Here is a 15,206-nt window from a genome sequence, read left to right on the forward strand (position 1 = left end):
ATGACAGACCACGGCCACACCGCAGCCCGTCGCGAAATCGCAGATGCCCTGCTCGCCGCACTCGAACGTCGGCATGAGGTTGCCGACGCCATCGTGGAAGCCGAGAACAAGGCCGCTGCGGTTGAGGCGATTGTGACACTGCTGGCTACGTCCCACCTGGCCGCCGAAGCGGTGATGAGCATGTCCTTCGAGCAACTCACCCAGGACGCGCGCAAGAAGATCATCGCCGAGCTCGACGACCTCAACAAGCAACTGAGCTTCACGTTGACCGAACGTCCGGCCAGTTCCGGTGAGAGCTTGGAGCTGCGCCCCTTCTCCGCCGCCGAGGACCGCGACATCTTTGCTGCGCGGACCGAGGAAATGGGCGCGGCGGGCGACGGATCCGGGGGGCCGGCCGGCACTGTCGACGATGAGATCAAGGCGGCGTTGGCTCGCGTCGATGATGAAGAAGCTGCCTGGTTTGTCGCCATCGATGCCGGGGAGAAGGTCGGCATGGTGTTCGGCGAGCTGGTCCACGGTGAGGTCGACGTCCGCATCTGGATCCACCCCGAGCACCGTAAGAAGGGCTACGGCACCGCGGCGCTGCGCAAGTCGCGGTCCGAGATGGCATGGGCATTTCCGGCGGTGCCGATGGTCGTGCGCGCACCCGCTGCCAACCCGGCCTGATCCGGGCCCACGGCACCCGGCGGGGTGCGGGGGAGCGCCGGCAGTGCGGTCTAGCCGGCCTCCCCGAACGTGGCGGTGACGGCGACGATGCTGCGCAGTTGCGACGTGTCGGCGTCCGGGAAAACGCGGCCGTAGTCGGTAAACAGGTCCTGGCGGGGCCGCGCGGCCACGTGCCAGCCGTGTTCGGTCAGGTAGTCGACGACGTTGCTGCGCTCACCCTCGTAGAACAGTCCCGACAGGTCGATGTCGCACCCCAATCTGACCCAGCGCTGGTTGAACTGTTGGGCGCGCTCGGCCATGGTTGAGCCAGGGTCGGGATGGTATTCGGTGGCCAGCCGGCTCCCGGGGGCACTCAGCCCGGAGATGGCATCGAACAGCCGGTCCTGTGCGTCGGGCGGCAGGTACATCAGCAATCCCTCGGCGCTCCACGCGGTGGGTTGCGTCGTGTCGAATCCGTTGTGGCGCAAGGCTGCCGGCCAGTCGTCGCGCAAGTCGACCCGGACGGTTCGCCGCGTTGCGGTGGGGACCGCGCCCAACGCCGACATGGTGGTGTCTTTGAAGTCGATGACGTCGGGCTGATCGACTTCATAGACCACGCTGCCGCTGGGCCAGGCCAAGCGGTAGGCGCGCGCGTCCAGTCCGGCGGCCAGAATCACCGACTGGCGCACCCCGCGGCGGGCCGCATCGAGGAAGAAGTCGTCGAAGAACCGGGTGCGTACGGCGATCGAATCGGCCACCAGCTGGCGATCGCGCTGGGCCTGTCCGTCGTGGTCGATCTCGCCTTCGGCCAGGCGGGTGAAGAAGTCCAGGCCGACTGCCCGCACCAACGGTGCCGCGAACGGGTCGTCGATGATGGGATTGGCCTCGGCGCTGGCCAGCGCGCGGGCGGCCGCGACCATGGTGGCGGTGGCCCCGACGCTGGATGCCAGATCCCAGCTGTCTTGATCGGTGCGTGTCATGTGCGTAGTCCCTCCCTTATGCCGCCGCTGCGGTGTCTTTTACCGCGCTGAGGTACAGCACCTCGCCGAACGGCGCGTCATCGCCGTTGAGCGGCTGCAAACCGTGTTGAGTGAACAGCTCGGAGTTACTGGCGCTGGTGACCTGCCAGCCCTGGGCCGCCAGATAGGTCCCCGCGTCGGTGCGGTCGTCGAAATACACCAGAGCCGCCATGTCGAGATCGAAACCATGCCGATTCCATCGCTCGTTCTGGCGCTGCATCCGTCGCCGCAGTTCTTCCTGTTTGACGTCGTTGACGTCCGGGAGGCCCTCGGTGGCAAACCGGCTGCCCGCAGCGCTTTGGGCGGCGATCTGATCGAGCAGTCGGTCCTGCGCCTCGGCGGGTAGGTAACCCAGCAGGCCCTCGGCGATCCACGCGGTGCGCTCGGTGGGGTCGAACCCGGCCTGGCGCAGGGCCGCCGGCCAGTCCTCACGGAGGTCGACCGCCACCGCGCGCCGATCTGCCGTCGGCTGGGCCCCCAACTCGGACAGGGTCGCGATCTTGAAGTCGATCACCTGTGGCTGATCGACTTCGAACAACGTGGTGCCCGCCGGCCAGGGCAGCCGGTACGCGCGCGAGTCCAGGCCGGAAGCCAAGATGACGGCCTGACGAATGCCCGACGCGGTGGCGTCGAGAAAGAAGTCGTCGAAGAACCGGGTACGGATCGCCATCGCGGCGCCGAAGTGGCGCATGCCGATTGCCGTTTCCTCGTCGAGTTCGGCGGCATCCAACTCGCCGGTGGCCATCCGGGTGAAGAAGTCGACACCGACCGCGCGCACCAGCGGCTCGGCGAAGCGGTCGGTGGCTACCGCACCGGCCCCCTCGGGGTCCCTGGCTGCCACCGCCCGTGCCGCCGCGACCATGGTGGCCGTCAGCCCGACGCTCGAGGCCAGATCCCAGGTGTCACCGTCGAAACGTGCGCTGCTCATCTTCGTCTGCACCGCCCCTCGCTTGATACTTAGCCAATGTAATTACCATTCGAGACTGTACGCTTCACTGTGCGGTTCTGCGCCGCCGCGGCCACCCTGGAAAGACCTGCCCGCACCAGCTGTTAGTCTCGTACACGGTTTGACGCGCGACGCCGTACGTCCTGGCCTGCGGGTGTGGGCGCGTAAACGCACGATTTAGCAAATGCCGGCCAGACCAAGCCCGGTTGGCATTACGGGACCAAGAGTTCGGCCGCGCAGGAGGAAGAGTGCTTTCGGCTTTCATCTCATCGCTGCGTACAGTCGATTTGAGACGGAAGATCCTTTTCACGCTGGGCATCGTCGTTCTGTACCGCCTCGGTGCAGCGCTTCCGTCGCCCGGCGTTGATTTCCCCAACGTCCAGCAGTGCATCAAGGAAGCCAGCAGTGGCGAAGCCGGACAGATCTACTCGCTGATTAACCTGTTCTCCGGCGGCGCGCTGCTCAAGCTCACCGTGTTCGCGGTCGGGGTGATGCCCTACATCACCGCCAGCATCATCGTGCAGCTGCTGACGGTCGTCATTCCCCGGTTCGAAGAGCTGCGCAAAGAAGGCCAGTCGGGCCAGGCGAAGATGACGCAGTACACGCGTTATCTGGCGATCGCGCTGGCGGTCTTGCAGGCGACCAGCATCGTGGCGCTGGCTGCCAACGGAGGCTTGCTGCAGGGCTGCTCGCTCGAGATCATCGCCGACCAGAGCATCTTCACTCTCGTGGTCATCGTGATGGTGATGACCGCCGGCGCCGCGCTGGTGATGTGGATGGGTGAGCTGATCACGGAACGTGGCATCGGCAACGGCATGTCGCTGTTGATCTTCGTCGGCATCGCGGCCCGCATCCCCGCCGAGGGAAACCAGATCATGGAGAGCCGTGGCGGGGTCATCTTCGCGGCGGTCTGCGCGGCCACGCTGATCATCATCGTCGGGGTGGTCTTCGTCGAGCAGGGGCAGCGCCGGATCCCGGTTCAATACGCCAAGCGCATGGTGGGCCGCCGGATGTACGGCGGAACGTCGACCTACCTGCCGCTCAAGGTCAACCAGGCCGGCGTCATCCCGGTGATCTTCGCCTCGTCATTGATCTACATCCCGCATCTGATCACCCAGCTGGTCCGCAGCGGCAGCGGCGGTGTCGGACACAGTTGGTGGGACAAGTTTGTCGGTACCTACCTGTCGGACCCGAGCAACCTTGGTTACATCGCGATCTACTTCGGGCTGATCATCTTTTTCACGTACTTCTACGTGTCGATCACCTTCAACCCCGACGAGCGTGCCGACGAGATGAAGAAGTTCGGCGGCTTCATCCCCGGTATTCGTCCGGGGCGCCCGACCGCCGACTATCTGCGCTATGTGCTGAGCCGGATCACCTTGCCGGGGTCGATTTACCTTGGTGTGATCGCGGTACTGCCCAACTTATTCCTCCAGATCGGTAACAGCGGGGGAGTCCAGAACCTACCCTTCGGGGGTACCGCGGTCCTGATCATGATCGGTGTCGGTTTGGATACGGTCAAACAAATCGAGAGTCAGCTCATGCAGCGCAACTACGAAGGGTTCCTCAAGTGAGAGTCGTTTTACTGGGGCCGCCTGGGGCGGGCAAGGGTACGCAGGCTCAGAAGCTGGCCGAGAAGCTTGGGATTCCGCAAATCTCCACCGGCGAGCTGTTCCGGAAAAACATCCAGGACGGGACCAAACTCGGCGTCGAGGCCAAACGGTATCTGGACGCCGGTGACCTGGTGCCCTCCGACCTGACCAACCAGCTCGTCGACGATCGGTTGGATCAGCCGGACACGGCTGCCGGTTTCATCCTGGACGGGTACCCCCGCTCGGTCGAGCAGGCCAAGGCCCTGCACGAAATGCTGCGGCGCCGCGACACCGACATCGACGCGGTGCTCGAGTTCCGGGTATCGCAGGACGAGTTGTTGCAGCGGCTGAAGGGCCGTGGCCGCGCTGATGACACCGACGAGGTCATCCTCAACCGGATGAAGGTCTACCGGGACGAGACCGCGCCGCTGCTGGAGTTCTACGACACCGAGGTGAAAACCGTCGACGCCATCGGCACCCTGGATGAGGTTTTCGCTCGCGCCCTGCAAGCACTGGGGAAGTAGTCATGCGGGCCCTGGCCCGGCTGCGGGGTCGCAGAGTGGTGCCACAGCGCACCGCCGGTGAGTTGGATGCAATGGCTACGGCGGGCGCCGTCGTGGCTGCCGCGCACCAGGCCGTCCGCTCGGCCGCGGTGGCCGGTGTATCCACCCTGCAGCTGGACGAGATTGCGGAATCGGTTATCCGGGAGGCCGGCGCCACGCCCTCATTCCTGGGCTATCACGGCTTTCCGGCCTCGATCTGCGCTTCGGTCAACGATCGCGTGGTGCACGGCATCCCGTCGGCGACCGAGATCCTCGGGCCAGGTGACCTGGTATCGATCGACTGCGGCGCGGTGCTGGACGGTTGGCACGGCGACGCGGCGATAACCTTTGGGATCGGCACGCTCATTCCCGTCGACGAAGCGCTATCGGAGGCGACCAGGGAGTCGCTGGAGGCCGGAATTGCGGCGATGGTGATCGGTAACCGGTTGACCGACGTCGCGCATGCCATCGAGACGGAAACCCGCGCCGCCGAGGCCCGTTACCAGCGTTCCTTCGGAATCGTCGACGGATACGGCGGTCATGGCATCGGCCGTGAGATGCACATGGATCCGTTTCTGCCCAACGAGGGCGCCCCGGGGCGGGGGCCGACGTTGGTCGCCGGTTCGGTGCTGGCCATCGAACCCATGTTGACTCTGGGCACCCGCAAGACGGTGGTGCTCGATGACCAATGGACGGTCATCACCGCCGACGGGTCACGTGCTGCACACTGGGAACACACGGTGGCGGTCACCGAGAACGGGCCACGCATCCTGACCCTCGGCTAGCCGGCTGAACCAAACACCTACTCGGCTCGTGTCAGAAGCGGGAGGTGATCGAGTGGCTCGCGTTGCTGGCGGTGGAGCGGCTGAAGCCGCCTTGATGCAGGCGCTCTACGACGAGCATGCGGCGGTGTTGTGGCGCTACGCAATGCGCCTGACCAGCGATGCCAGCTATGCCGACGACATCGTCCAGGAGACGCTATTGCGCGCCTGGCAGCATCCGGAAGTCATCGACGAGCGCGGGAGGTCTGCACGCGCATGGCTGTTCACAGTGGCCCGCAACATGATCATCGATGACCGGCGCAGCGCGCGGTACCGCTACGTTGTCAGCTCCACCGACGCGGACGGTGCGCCGGAGCAATCCACGCCCGACGAAGTGGGTGCCGCGCTGGACCGGCTGCTGATCGCCGACGCGCTGGCACAGCTCTCCGGCGAGCATCGCGCGGTTATCGAGCGGTCCTACTACCGCGGCTGGACCACCGCACAGATCGCGAAGGACCTGGAGATCGCCGAAGGAACGGTGAAGTCGCGCCTACACTATGCCGTGCGGGCATTGCGGCTCACTCTGCAGGAACTTGGAGTTACACGATGACGGCCGTGCTCATGGCGGGGTTTTTCGGGGGATCCATGCGCACAGCTGTTGGCTTGGAATGCTTGAGGGTGACCGGAAATGGATGACATCAGGACGCCAGTCACAGGACTGGGCGCACCCACCGAGGGGGAACACCCCTACTTGATGTGGGACGCCGCCTACGTGCTGGGGTCGCTATCGGCGGCCGACCGCCGCGAATTCGAGGCGCACCTGGCCGGCTGCGCGTCGTGCCGCGCGGCCGTGGCTGAACTCTGTGGTGTGCCGGCGCTGCTGTCGCAGCTGGGCGCCGACGAGGTGGCGGCTATCGGTGAGCCCGGTGTGGCGGCGGGGACCACATCGGGCTCACCGCAGATGTCGTCGCAGCTGCTGCCGACGTTGCTGGCGACGGTGCGGTGGCGCCGCCGCCGTACCCGGTTGGCGATCTGGGTGGCCTCATCTGCGGCCGCGGTGTTTTTGGGGATCGGTGTGCTGGTTGGTGTGGTGGGCCATTCTGCTTCTGCGCCGGTGCAAACCGCGTCCGCCCAGCCGATGGCTCAGGTCGGGACGCACCTGCTGGAGTCGACGGTTTCGGTCGACGGCATGCACTGGGGGGCGTTCATCAATCTGCGATGCGTCTGCCTGGCGCCACCGGATGCCCACCATGACACGCTGGCCATGGTCGTGGTCGGACGTGACGGCAGCCAAACCCGGCTGGCGACCTGGGTCGCCGAGCCGGGGCACACCGCCACCCCCGCCGGCAGCATCTCGATGCCGGTCGACCAGATCGCGGCCGTGCAGGTGGTCTCCGCCGATAGCGGCGAGGTTCTGCTGCAGCGTTCGCTCTGAGGCCGGCGACCCGCGCCCGACGGCGGTGCTCGCGCCAATATCGCAAGCAATAACCGGACCCGGGGGATTGTGCGGTAAGAAAGGGTGTGGCCCCGGACAACAAACGTGACCCGATCGCCGCGGCGCGGGCCAACTGGGAAGCCGGCGGTTGGGGTGACGTGGCGCAGGGCATGGTTGCGGTGACATCGGTCATGCGGGCGCATCAGATTCTGCTGGCCCGAGTCGAGGCCGCGCTGCGTCCCTATGACCTGAGTTTCTCCCGCTACGAACTGCTCCGGCTATTGGCGTTCAGCCGCACCGGCGCATTGCCGATCACCAAGGCCTCCGACCGGTTGCAGGTCCACGTCACCAGCGTCACCCACGCGATCCGCCGGCTGGAAGCCGACGGGCTGGTGCGGCGGGTTCCCCATCCCACCGACGGCCGGACCACCCTGGTGCAGATCACCGATCTGGGGCGCTCCACCGTCGAGGATGCGACCGTCACGCTCAATGAGCACGTGTTCGCCAACATCGGGATGTCCACCGGGGAATCGGAGGCACTGGTGTCATCGATCGAAACGTTGCGGCGCAGCGCCGGCGATTTCTGAGAAGAACACAGAGAGGCAGGACGATGGATCCACTAACTGCTCACCAGCGTGCCCAGGACGCGTTCGGGAGTGTCCTTGCCAATGTCAGCGCGGATCAGCTTGGGGCCGCGACCCCGTGCTCGGAATGGACGGTCAGCGATCTGATCGAGCACGTCATCGGCGGCAACGAGCATGTCGGGATATGGTCGGGCGGCGCCGATAGGCCCGCCGCCCGGCCCGACGACATGGTCGCGGCGCACCGGGCCACCGCCGCCGCCCAACAGGTCTTCGCCGCACCGGACGGGATGGCGACGGTGTTCAAGCTGCCGTTCGGTGAGATCCCCGGACAGGTCTTCATCGGGATGCGCACCAGCGATGTGCTGACCCATGCCTGGGACCTGGCGGTGGCAACCGGTCAGCCCAGCGATCTTGATCCCGACTTGGCCACCCAGCAGCTCGCCGCGGTGCGCGCGTTCGTCGGACCCCAGTTCCGTGGGCCGGGCAAGCCCTTTGGGCAGGAGCAGCCCTGCTCGGCGGAGCTTTCACCGGCCGATCAGCTGGCGGCATTCCTGGGCCGAAAGGTGCAGTGACGCCGCGGTGAACTAGCTGCCGCGCAGCATCTCGATCACCGCGCTGAAGTCCTGGTCGGCGTGGTCGGCGGCGAACTTGGCGTAGATCTCGGCGGCGTGGCTGCCCAGCGGTGCCGCCGAACCGGTCGAGGTCACCGCGTCCATGGCCAGACCGAGGTCCTTGTTCATCAGCGCGGTGGCAAATCCCGGCTTGAAGTCGTTGTTGGCCGGCGATGTCGGCACCGGGCCGGGAACCGGGCAGTTGGTGTGCACGGCCCAGCAATTTCCGGTCGCGCCGGTGATGACGTCGAACAGCGACTGCGCATCCAGCCCGAGGTTCTCGGCCAGGACGAACGCCTCACCGATGGCGATCTGCTGCACTGCCAGCACCATGTTGTTGCATACCTTGGCGGCCTGTCCCGCGCCGGCCGCGCCGCAGTGAATGATCTTGCCCGCCATCGGCTCCAGCACCGGCCGGGCCTGCGCCAGCGCGCTCTGGTCGCCACCGACCATGAACGCCAGTGTTCCGGCCACCGCGCCTTTGACCCCACCGGAGACCGGTGCATCGAGTTGAGCCATGCCGTGCGATTCGGCCAGGGCGTGTACCTCGCGCGCATCGTTGACCGAAATCGTTGAGCTGTCGATGAACAGCGCACCCGATCGGGCCGCGGGCAGCACCTCGGCGTAGCAGCGCTTGACCACCGCGCCATTGGGCAGCATGGTGATGACCACGTCGGCCCCGGCCACCGCCTCGGCGGCGCTGTCAAACATCGTCGCGCCCTTGGCGGCCGCGGCGGATGCGGCCGCGGGCACCGGGTCGAACCCGCGTACGGTGTGGCCGGCGCCGATGAGATTCGCCGACATCGGCGCACCCATGTGGCCGAGCCCCAAGAACGCGATCTGGCAGGACTTGGTCATGAGGCCCCTTTCCTATGCGCTAGCGCGAAACCGTGCGGCCTCGGCCCGGCCGACGACCACCCGCATGATCTCGTTGGTCCCCTCCAGGATCCGGTGCACGCGCAGATCACGGACGATCTTCTCCAGACCGTACTCGCGCAAGTAGCCGTAGCCGCCGTGCAGTTGCAGAGCCTTGTCGGCGACGTCGAAGCAGGTGTCGGTGACAAAACGCTTGGCCATCGCGCACAGCTCCACCTTGTCCGCGTCGTCCTCGTCGAGTGCGTTTGCCGCCCGCCACAACAGCATTCGCGACGCCTCCAGACCGGTAGCCATATCGGCCAGGGTGAACCGGACGGTGGGCTCGTCGAGCAGGCTGGCGCCGAACGCCTGGCGCTCGCGCACGTAGGCACCCGCCTTGGCGAAGGCGGACTGGGAGCCACCGAGCGAACACGCCGCGATGTTGAGCCGGCCACCGTTGAGGCCGTTCATCGCGATGCCGAATCCGGCGCCCGTTCCGTCAACGCCGCCCAGCATCGCGTCGGCAGGCACCCGAACTCCTTCGAGCACCACCTGTGCGGTGGGCTGTGCGTGCCAGCCCATCTTCTCTTCGAGCGCCCCGAAACTCAGCCCCGGCGTGCCCTTTTCGACAATGAACGCCGAGATGCCGCGCGGCCCCTCGGCTCCGGTGCGCGCCATCACCACGTAGACGTCCGAGGCGCCCGCGCCGGAGATGAACTGCTTGACGCCGTCGAGCACATAGTCCGACCCCGGGGCCGAACCCTGCCGCACCGCCCGGGCGCTCAACGCGCTGGCGTCGGAGCCGGCACCCGGCTCGGTCAGGCAGTAGCTGGCGATGGCGTCCATCGTGGCCAGCCGCGGAATCCAGTCCTTGCGTTGCTCGTCGGTGCCGAAGCTGTCGATCATCCAGGCGCACATGTTGTGGATGGACAGAAACGCGGCGGTGACCGGGTCGGCGATGGCCAGCTGTTCGAAGATGCGCACGCCGTCGAGCCGGCGCAGCCCGCTACCGCCCACGTCTTCTCGGCAGTAGATCGCCGCCATTCCCAGTTCGGCGGCTTCGCGCAGCACGTCGACCGGGAAGTGCTTGGTGGCATCCCATTCCAGCGCGTAGGGGGCCAGCCGCTTATCGGCGAAGGCGGCGGCGGTCTGGGTGATCACCCGCTCGTCGTCGTTGAGGGTAAACATGGCGGCTACTTCATCGTGGGGATGACGAACTCGGCGCCATCTTTGATGCCCGACGGCCACCGGGAGGTGACGGTCTTGACCTTGGTGTAAAACTGGATCGACGTCGGGCCGTGTTGGTTGAGGTCGCCGAATCCGGAACGCTTCCAACCGCCGAAGGTGTGGTAGGCGACCGGAACCGGGATCGGGACGTTGACCCCGACCATGCCCACCTGCACCCGGGACACGAAGTCGCGCGCGGTGTCGCCCTCGCGGGTGAAGACCGCCACGCCGTTGCCGTACTCGTGCTCGGAGGGCAACCGCAGCGCCTCTTCGTAGTCGTGGGCGCGGACCATGCACAGCACCGGTCCAAAGATCTCGTCGGTGTAGATGGACATGTCGGTGGTGACGTGGTCGAACAGGGTCGGCCCGATGAAGTAGCCGCCTTCCAGGTTCGCGTCGCCGAAGGCCAGATCGTCACTGGCCCGCTCGCGGCCGTCGACGACCAATTCGGCGCCGGAGGCGACGCCCTGGCCGATGTAGTCGCGCACCCGCGTGAGTGCGGCTTCGGTGACCAATGGGCCGTAGTCGGCTTTCGGGTCCAGGCTGTGTCCGACTCGCAGGTTGTTGATGCGTTCAACCAGCTTGGCGCGCAGCCGATCCGCGGTTTGTTCGCCCACCGGCACCGCGACGCTGATCGCCATGCAGCGTTCGCCCGCACTGCCGTATCCGGCGCCGATCAGCGCGTCGACGGCTTGGTCGAGGTCGGCGTCAGGCATCACGATCATGTGGTTCTTGGCGCCGCCGAAGCACTGCGAACGCTTGCCGGTGGCCGCCGCCCCGGAGTAGATGTACTGGGCAATGTCGGAGCTGCCGACGAAGCCGACCGCCTTGATCTCGGGGTGATTGAGGATGGCGTCGACGGCCTCCTTGTCGCCGTGGACGACCTGGAAGACGCCGGGGGGTAGGCCGGCCTCGACGAACAGTTCGGCCAGTCGCAACGGAACCGACGGGTCGCGCTCACTGGGCTTGAGCACAAAGGCGTTTCCGCATGCCAGGGCGGGGCCGGCCTTCCACAGCGGGATCATCGCGGGGAAGTTGAACGGGGTGATGCCGGCGACCACGCCGAGCGGCTGCCGCAGCGAGTAGACGTCAATGCCCGGGCCGGCGCCCTCGGTGTACTCGCCCTTGAGCAGGTGGGGGATGCCGAGACAGAACTCGATCACCTCGATGCCCCGCTGGATGTCACCGCGGGCGTCGGGCACTGTCTTGCCGTGCTCGCGTGATAGCAGCTCGGCCAACTCGTCGGTGTTCTGGTTGACCAACTCGATGAAGCGCATCAACACCCGCGCCCGCCGCTGAGGATTCCAGGCGGCCCAACCTATTTGCGCTTCGGCGGCGCCTGCGACCGCGGCGTCGATGTCGGCCTGCGCGGCCATCGGTACCGTCGTCTGGACCTGGCCGGTATTGGGGTCGAGGACATCGGCGGTGCGGGTGGATTGCCCGGGAGTGCGGCGTCCATCGATGAAATGCGGAATTTGTGTGGTCATAGCGTGTTCCATAACGGTCGTGTGCGGCGGGGAGACCCGATACTTGGACATCCTAGTAAATCTCGTCGGTGGTACGCAACGGACTCTTGACGAACATGGCCCCAATCATCGTGGCAAGCGTGCCGATGCTGGTCCCGAAGGTGTGGTACCGACGCGGTAGCGGGCCGGTCGGCCCGGCGCTATGCGCTCGGATCGGGGGCATCTTGACCGGCCGGTTCGGGCAAGGTCTTGGTCGAGAGCAGGGCGCCGGCGGCCACGGCGGCTGCGGCGAGGATCGCTATCGCGACCACGATGGTGGTGTGAAAGCCGGCCAGAAAAGCGGTGTGCGCCTCAATACGGATCTGGGACGCCAGCGCCGGCGCGGAGGTCGCGTCGGCGAGATCATTGGCGGTTCGGATGGACTCCTGAGCGGTTGCCAACTGCGAGTCGGTCAGCCCCGAAATTGGGTCGAAAGCTGCGGTATAGGTGGCCGTGAGGACGGAGCCCAGCACCGCAATGCCCAGCCCACCCCCGAGGTCGTAGGCGACTTCTTCGACACCGGCGGCTTGGCCGACGTAATCCTCGGAGACCGCGGAGATGATCGCGTCGTTTGCCGAAACCAGCACCACATCGAGGGCGAACCCGACCAGCGAACCCACGAACACCAGAAGCTGCCCATTGTGGCCCAGGGTCAGCAGCGGGAGCAATGCGCTTGCGGTAAGGCCGAGGCCGGCGCCGATCGCGACACGGGTGCCGCAGCGACCCACGATCAGATGCGCGGACAGAGAACCGACGACCGTCGCGGCCGCCATCGGCGTGAGCAGGAGCGCAGCCTTGATCGGCGTGAAGCCGAGAAAATTCTGCAGATACTGCGCGAACACCAGGTCTAGGCCGACGATGGAAAACACCGCCAGTAGCACGGCCAGGACCGCAATGGTAAACGGCGCTCGGGTGAACAAGTGCACGTTGAGCAGCGGTTCGATCCCGCGGCGCTGCCTGCTGATCTGGCGGCGGATGAACCACCACAACCCGACGCTGGCGATGACGACGTAACCAACTGCCGCAGGATCGATCCCGTGGTGAGTCGCCTGCTTGATCGCCAGCACCGACGTGAGCACTGCGACGATCGACAGGCTGACGCTGAGACCGTCCAACACCAGCCGGGCCTGCGAGCGTGACTCCGGGACAAGCCGCCACACCAGCAGCAGAACCAGCAGCGCGAGGGGGACGTTGATCAGGAATATTGCGCCCCACCAGAAGTACTCGACCAGCAACCCGCCCATCAACGGGCCGATCGCCGCCCCCACCGCCGACACCGCAGACCAGATCCCCACCGCGCGCATCCGTTCGGCGCGGTCCGGGAACGCGACCCGCAACAGCGATACCGTGGCGGGAAGGATCATCGCCGCGCCCACTGCCATCACCGAACGGGCCAGGATCAGCATCAACGGTGTAGCCGCGAAGGCCGCCCGAATCGAGACCAGCCCGAAGATCACCAGACCAGTCATCAGCAGGCGCTTGCGGCCAAACCGGTCTGAAGCGGCTCCCGCCATCAGCATCAATGAGGCCATGATCAGCGGGTAGATGTCGACGATCCACAGGAATTCGGTGGGTGAGGGACTCAGCTCCTCGGCGATTCTTGGTGCGGCCACGTGCAGCACGGTGACATCCACCACAACCAAGAACAGGGCGGCGCACACGGTGAACAGCACCGCACCGGGACGCCCGACTACCGGCCTGCCCTCAGTCTCATTCACCTGCGGGCTCGCCGTCATCGACGCCGTCCCAGGCGATCTGTGTGGTTGGCATGCCTGGAAGGCTAGCGATAGCCACCCGGGCATTCGGCGCGGCCATGCTGTCGGTACCGCCGGCCACGGCGACAATTGGGCTCCGGCGGGGCGGTTCGCACGCGGAGGCTGGCTAGGTACCCCGCAGGCCGTCGATGAACCTCTGGGTCTCTTCCCAAGTGGGCAGGACCCCCGAAGCGCGCACTTCATCGAGGCTGCCGGCCGCCGCATCGCGTTCAGACAGGCTGGGAGGGGCGCCGTCGACCAGGGGCCAGTCGATCGCCAGTTCGGGGTCGGTCGCGCAGATCGTGTGCTCGCGCTGCGGGTTGTACTCGGCCGAACACATGTACATCACCGTTGATTTGTCTTGCAGCGCAAGGAAACCGTGCGCAAGTCCTTCCGAGATGTAAATCGATCGGTGGCGATCGTCGAGCAGTACCGAGTCCCACTGGCCGAATGTCGGTGAACCCAAACGGATGTCAACGACGACATCGAACACCGCGCCTGATACGCAGGTGACGTACTTGGCCTGGCTGGGGGGCAGCTCGGCGAAGTGCAGACCCCGCAGCACGCCGGCTGACGACACCGAGCAGTTGGCTTGGCGGACGTCGAAGCGATGACCGCAGAAGGCGGTGAACCCGCTGTCGGTGAGCCATTCGAAAAACATGCCGCGGGAATCACCGTGGATGGTCGGGGTGATCTCCCACGCGCCTGGAACTTTGAGTTCGCGTGCCTGCATGTCACTGACCGCGTTCTTGGTAACGGGCTTCTGCGGCGTCTTTCAACGGACGCCACCATGATTCGTTGGCCCGGTACCAGTCGATGGTGGTGCGCAAGCCTTCCTCGAAATCGGTGTGCTTGGGCGCCCACGCCAACTCGTTGTAGAGCAAAGATGGGTCGATGGCATAGCGCAGATCGTGGCCGACGCGGTCGACGACGTGATCGAAGTCGTCGGGGTCGCGATCCATCATCCGCAGCAGCGTGCGCAGCACGCTCAGGTTGTCGCGCTCGCCTTCGGAGCTGATCAGATAGGTCTTGCCGATCTGCCCCTTCTCCAGGATCCGCCGCACCGCGCTGTTGTGGTCGTCGACGTGGATCCAGTCCCGGACATTGGCGCCGGTGCCATACAGCTTGGGGCGCCGCCCGGTCAGCACGTTGGTGATCTGCCGAGGAATGAACTTCTCGATGTGCTGATACGGGCCGTAGTTGTTGGAGCAGTTGGAGATGGTGGCCGCCACGCCATAGGACCGAACCCAGGCCCGGACCAACATGTCCGCGCCGGCCTTGGTTGCCGAATACGGACTCGACGGGTTGTACGGGGTCGCCTCGGTGAATCGCGCGGGGTCGTGCAGTTCGAGGTCCCCGTACACCTCGTCGGTGGAGATGTGGTGCAGCCGTACGCCGTGCCGCCGCACCGCCTCCAGGATGGTGAAGGTCCCGAGCACGTTGGTGTGCACGAATGGTTCCGGGTTGTCCAGCGCATTGTCGACGTGGGATTCGGCGGCGAAATGCACCACCGCGTCGGACTCGGCCACCAGCTGGGAAACCAGCTCGGCATCGGTGATGTCGCCCTCGACCAGCCTGATGGCGTCTTCGAGATCGGCCAACGATTCGCGCCGGCCGGCATAGGTCAGGGCGTCGAGCACGGTCACCGCGTCGTCGGGGTACTCGCGCACGCTGCTGTGCACAAAGTTCGCGCCGATGAAGCCCGCTCCACCGGTGACTAGCAGTCGCAT

At 66.1% G+C, this 15,206-nt stretch carries 16 protein-coding genes; 8 read left to right on the top strand and 8 right to left on the bottom strand.

Annotated features, from left to right (window positions below; translation table 11 throughout):
- On the top strand, positions 1–666 hold the full coding sequence (locus MPSD_RS05985) for a GNAT family N-acetyltransferase (RefSeq protein ID WP_036427504.1): 666 nt from the start codon (positions 1–3) through the stop codon (positions 664–666).
- A gap of 50 nt (positions 667–716) precedes the next feature.
- On the opposite strand, the gene MPSD_RS05990 is transcribed toward MPSD_RS05985, so the two are convergent.
- Together MPSD_RS05990 and MPSD_RS05995 are read right to left on the bottom strand one after the other, a co-directional pair.
- Positions 717–1,625, bottom strand: a complete 909-nt coding sequence (locus MPSD_RS05990) for an SAM-dependent methyltransferase (RefSeq protein WP_020788539.1) — start codon at positions 1,623–1,625, stop codon at positions 717–719.
- A 16-nt stretch (positions 1,626–1,641) separates the two neighbouring features.
- Complete coding sequence (locus MPSD_RS05995) at positions 1,642–2,592, bottom strand: SAM-dependent methyltransferase (protein ID WP_020727397.1); 951 nt, start codon at positions 2,590–2,592, stop codon at positions 1,642–1,644.
- Positions 2,593–2,858: 266 nt separating this feature from the next.
- Here MPSD_RS05995 and secY point away from each other — a divergent pair, with 266 nt between their 5' ends.
- The 7 genes from secY to MPSD_RS06030 all read left to right on the top strand — a co-directional run bounded on the left by secY (position 2,859) and on the right by MPSD_RS06030 (position 8,096).
- Positions 2,859–4,184 carry a preprotein translocase subunit SecY gene (gene secY / locus MPSD_RS06000; protein ID WP_011739091.1) on the top strand — a complete coding sequence of 442 codons (1,326 nt, stop codon included), beginning with the start codon at positions 2,859–2,861 and terminating at the stop codon, positions 4,182–4,184.
- Entirely contained in the window at positions 4,181–4,726 is a 546-nt protein-coding gene (locus tag MPSD_RS06005; RefSeq protein ID WP_011739092.1) for an adenylate kinase, read from the top strand. Before secY ends, MPSD_RS06005 begins: the two co-directional genes overlap by 4 nt.
- A 2-nt stretch (positions 4,727–4,728) precedes the next feature.
- Positions 4,729–5,529, top strand: coding sequence for a type I methionyl aminopeptidase (gene map / locus MPSD_RS06010; protein WP_020788538.1), 801 nt, complete (start codon positions 4,729–4,731; stop codon positions 5,527–5,529).
- 52 nt (positions 5,530–5,581) lie between these two features.
- Positions 5,582–6,115: a sigma-70 family RNA polymerase sigma factor gene (locus MPSD_RS06015; RefSeq protein WP_012392967.1), complete on the top strand. Its 534-nt coding sequence runs from the start codon at positions 5,582–5,584 to the stop codon at positions 6,113–6,115.
- Between the two features lie 78 nt (positions 6,116–6,193).
- Positions 6,194–6,940, top strand: a complete 747-nt coding sequence (locus tag MPSD_RS06020) for an anti-sigma factor family protein (RefSeq protein ID WP_036426888.1) — start codon at positions 6,194–6,196, stop codon at positions 6,938–6,940.
- Between the two features lie 86 nt (positions 6,941–7,026).
- Positions 7,027–7,527: a MarR family transcriptional regulator gene (locus tag MPSD_RS06025; RefSeq protein ID WP_011739096.1), complete on the top strand. Its 501-nt coding sequence runs from the start codon at positions 7,027–7,029 to the stop codon at positions 7,525–7,527.
- 23 nt (positions 7,528–7,550) lie between these two features.
- Positions 7,551–8,096, top strand: coding sequence for a TIGR03086 family metal-binding protein (locus MPSD_RS06030; RefSeq protein WP_020788536.1), 546 nt, complete (start codon positions 7,551–7,553; stop codon positions 8,094–8,096).
- A 12-nt stretch (positions 8,097–8,108) separates the two neighbouring features.
- Here the strand turns inward: MPSD_RS06030 and mmsB are convergent, their stop codons facing one another.
- The 6 genes from mmsB to rfbB all read right to left on the bottom strand — a co-directional run bounded on the left by mmsB (position 8,109) and on the right by rfbB (position 15,206).
- On the bottom strand, positions 8,109–8,993 hold the full coding sequence (gene mmsB, locus MPSD_RS06035) for a 3-hydroxyisobutyrate dehydrogenase (protein WP_012392970.1): 885 nt from the start codon (positions 8,991–8,993) through the stop codon (positions 8,109–8,111).
- A gap of 12 nt (positions 8,994–9,005) precedes the next feature.
- Complete coding sequence (locus MPSD_RS06040; RefSeq protein WP_086084773.1) at positions 9,006–10,178, bottom strand: acyl-CoA dehydrogenase family protein; 1,173 nt, start codon at positions 10,176–10,178, stop codon at positions 9,006–9,008.
- 5 nt (positions 10,179–10,183) lie between these two features.
- Positions 10,184–11,704 (bottom strand): CoA-acylating methylmalonate-semialdehyde dehydrogenase, encoded by a 1,521-nt coding sequence (locus MPSD_RS06045; RefSeq protein WP_020788535.1) that lies wholly within the window; start codon positions 11,702–11,704, stop codon positions 10,184–10,186.
- 179 nt (positions 11,705–11,883) lie between these two features.
- Positions 11,884–13,440 carry an MFS transporter gene (locus MPSD_RS06050; RefSeq protein ID WP_020788534.1) on the bottom strand — a complete coding sequence of 519 codons (1,557 nt, stop codon included), beginning with the start codon at positions 13,438–13,440 and terminating at the stop codon, positions 11,884–11,886.
- Between the two features lie 163 nt (positions 13,441–13,603).
- On the bottom strand, positions 13,604–14,209 hold the full coding sequence (gene rfbC, locus MPSD_RS06055) for a dTDP-4-dehydrorhamnose 3,5-epimerase (protein ID WP_012392974.1): 606 nt from the start codon (positions 14,207–14,209) through the stop codon (positions 13,604–13,606).
- 1 nt (position 14,210) lies between these two features.
- Positions 14,211–15,206: a dTDP-glucose 4,6-dehydratase gene (gene rfbB, locus MPSD_RS06060; protein WP_011739103.1), complete on the bottom strand. Its 996-nt coding sequence runs from the start codon at positions 15,204–15,206 to the stop codon at positions 14,211–14,213.

It is taken from the genome of Mycobacterium pseudoshottsii JCM 15466 (assembly GCF_003584745.1).
Lineage (GTDB): Bacteria > Actinomycetota > Actinomycetes > Mycobacteriales > Mycobacteriaceae > Mycobacterium > Mycobacterium marinum.

What these genes read in the sequence shown, in the direction of transcription:
- MPSD_RS05985 (WP_036427504.1), top strand. Translation starts at nt 1, where the DNA reads ATGACAGACCACGGCCACACCGCAGCCCGTCGCGAAATCGCAGATGCC.
- MPSD_RS05990 (WP_020788539.1), bottom strand. Translation starts at nt 1,625, where the DNA reads ATGACACGCACCGATCAAGACAGCTGGGATCTGGCATCCAGCGTCGGG.
- MPSD_RS05995 (WP_020727397.1), bottom strand. Translation starts at nt 2,592, where the DNA reads ATGAGCAGCGCACGTTTCGACGGTGACACCTGGGATCTGGCCTCGAGC.
- map (WP_020788538.1), top strand. Translation starts at nt 4,729, where the DNA reads ATGCGGGCCCTGGCCCGGCTGCGGGGTCGCAGAGTGGTGCCACAGCGC.
- MPSD_RS06020 (WP_036426888.1), top strand. Translation starts at nt 6,194, where the DNA reads ATGGATGACATCAGGACGCCAGTCACAGGACTGGGCGCACCCACCGAG.
- MPSD_RS06030 (WP_020788536.1), top strand. Translation starts at nt 7,551, where the DNA reads ATGGATCCACTAACTGCTCACCAGCGTGCCCAGGACGCGTTCGGGAGT.
- mmsB (WP_012392970.1), bottom strand. Translation starts at nt 8,993, where the DNA reads ATGACCAAGTCCTGCCAGATCGCGTTCTTGGGGCTCGGCCACATGGGT.
- MPSD_RS06040 (WP_086084773.1), bottom strand. Translation starts at nt 10,178, where the DNA reads ATGTTTACCCTCAACGACGACGAGCGGGTGATCACCCAGACCGCCGCC.
- MPSD_RS06045 (WP_020788535.1), bottom strand. Translation starts at nt 11,704, where the DNA reads ATGACCACACAAATTCCGCATTTCATCGATGGACGCCGCACTCCCGGG.
- rfbC (WP_012392974.1), bottom strand. Translation starts at nt 14,209, where the DNA reads ATGCAGGCACGCGAACTCAAAGTTCCAGGCGCGTGGGAGATCACCCCG.
- rfbB (WP_011739103.1), bottom strand. Translation starts at nt 15,206, where the DNA reads ATGCGACTGCTAGTCACCGGTGGAGCGGGCTTCATCGGCGCGAACTTT.